Below are 1,733 nucleotides of genomic sequence, written 5' to 3'. Positions count from 1 at the left end.
AAAAAGGCTTAGGCCATGGGCTTCGGGTGTTATCAACTTTCATGACGTGACGGGCGGTGTGTACAAGGCCCGGGAACGTATTCACCGCAGCATTGCTGATCTGCGATTACTAGCGACTCCGACTTCATGGGGTCGAGTTGCAGACCCCAATCCGAACTAAGACTGACTTTCAAGCGATCCGCTCACCCTCACAGGCTCGCATCGCGTTGTATCAACCATTGTAGCATGTGTGAAGCCCTGGACATAAGGGGCATGATGATTTGACGTCATCCCCACCTTCCTCCGAGTTAACCCCGGCAGTCTCTCATGAGTCCCCACCATAACGCGCTGGCAACATAAGACAAGGGTTGCGCTCGTTGCGGGACTTAACCCAACATCTCACGACACGAGCTGACGACAACCATGCACCACCTGTGAACAAGCCAAAAAGGAAAACGTATCTCTACGCCGATCCTGTCCATGTCAAGCCCAGGTAAGGTTCTTCGCGTTGCATCGAATTAATCCACATGCTCCGCCGCTTGTGCGGGCCCCCGTCAATTCCTTTGAGTTTTAGCCTTGCGGCCGTACTCCCCAGGCGGGGCGCTTAATGCGTTAGCTACGGCACAGAAACCATGAAAAGTCCCCACACCTAGCGCCCACCGTTTACAGCATGGACTACCAGGGTATCTAATCCTGTTCGCTACCCATGCTTTCGCTCCTCAGCGTCAGTAACTGCCCAGTAACCTGCCTTCGCCATCGGTGTTCCTCCTGATATCTGCGCATTTCACCGCTACACCAGGAATTCCAGTTACCCCTACAGCACTCAAGTAATGCCCGTATCGCCTGCACGCCCGAAGTTAAGCCCCGGGATTTCACAGACGACGCGACAAACCACCTACGAGCTCTTTACGCCCAGTAATTCCGGACAACGCTCGCACCCTACGTATTACCGCGGCTGCTGGCACGTAGTTAGCCGGTGCTTCTTCTATACCTACCGTCACCAAAAAGGCTTCGTCGGTACCGAAAGGAGTTTACAACCCGAAGGCCTTCATCCCCCACGCGGCGTCGCTGCATCAGGCTTGCGCCCATTGTGCAATATTCCCCACTGCTGCCTCCCGTAGGAGTCTGGGCCGTGTCTCAGTCCCAATGTGGCCGATCACCCTCTCAGGCCGGCTACCCGTCGACGCCTTGGTAGGCCATTACCCCACCAACAAGCTGATAGGCCGCGAGCTCATCTTGAACCAAAAAAATCTTTCCACCACCGACACTAAACGATGGTCCTATCCGGTATTAGACCCAGTTTCCCAAGCTTATCCCAGAGTCCAAGGCAGATCACCCACGTGTTACTCACCCGTTCGCCACTCGAGTACCCCAGCAAAACTAGGGCCTTTCCGTTCGACTTGCATGTGTTAAGCACGCCGCCAGCGTTCGTCCTGAGCCAGGATCAAACTCTCCACAAAAAACCAATCAACACCACAAAGGTGCAATCAGAAAAAGCTACAAGCTCCGTGAAAAGCCCAAAACTAGCAAAAAAACAAAAAACAAGGGGGCAGAATCCGACGAGGAAAACCCACCCCCAAAAAAATCATCAACACACACTGCTAAAAAACAGCACACGCATCAAATCACATGCGACCAAACAAACCCCAATCACAAGGGCACCTGATCCACACACAACCAAACACGCACACCACAACAAAAGCAGCACACATCAACAAAACAAAGCTGGCACACTATCGAGTTCTCAAACAACA

Annotated in this window: 1 rRNA gene; it reads right to left on the bottom strand. The window is 53.0% G+C overall.

Features of this window, described 5'->3' with window-relative positions:
* Nucleotides 1–1,439: ribosomal RNA gene (locus tag KRX12_RS10835) — 16S ribosomal RNA — on the bottom strand; the annotation flags it as partial.
* Nucleotides 1,440–1,733 lie beyond the last annotated feature (294 nt).

Origin of the sequence: Corynebacterium sp. TAE3-ERU2, assembly GCF_019209955.1 — a bacterium.
Taxonomy (GTDB): Bacteria; Actinomycetota; Actinomycetes; order Mycobacteriales; family Mycobacteriaceae; genus Corynebacterium; species Corynebacterium megadyptis.
Note: the sequence above shows the minus strand (reverse complement) of the source record. Positions and strands in the feature narration are given on the sequence as shown.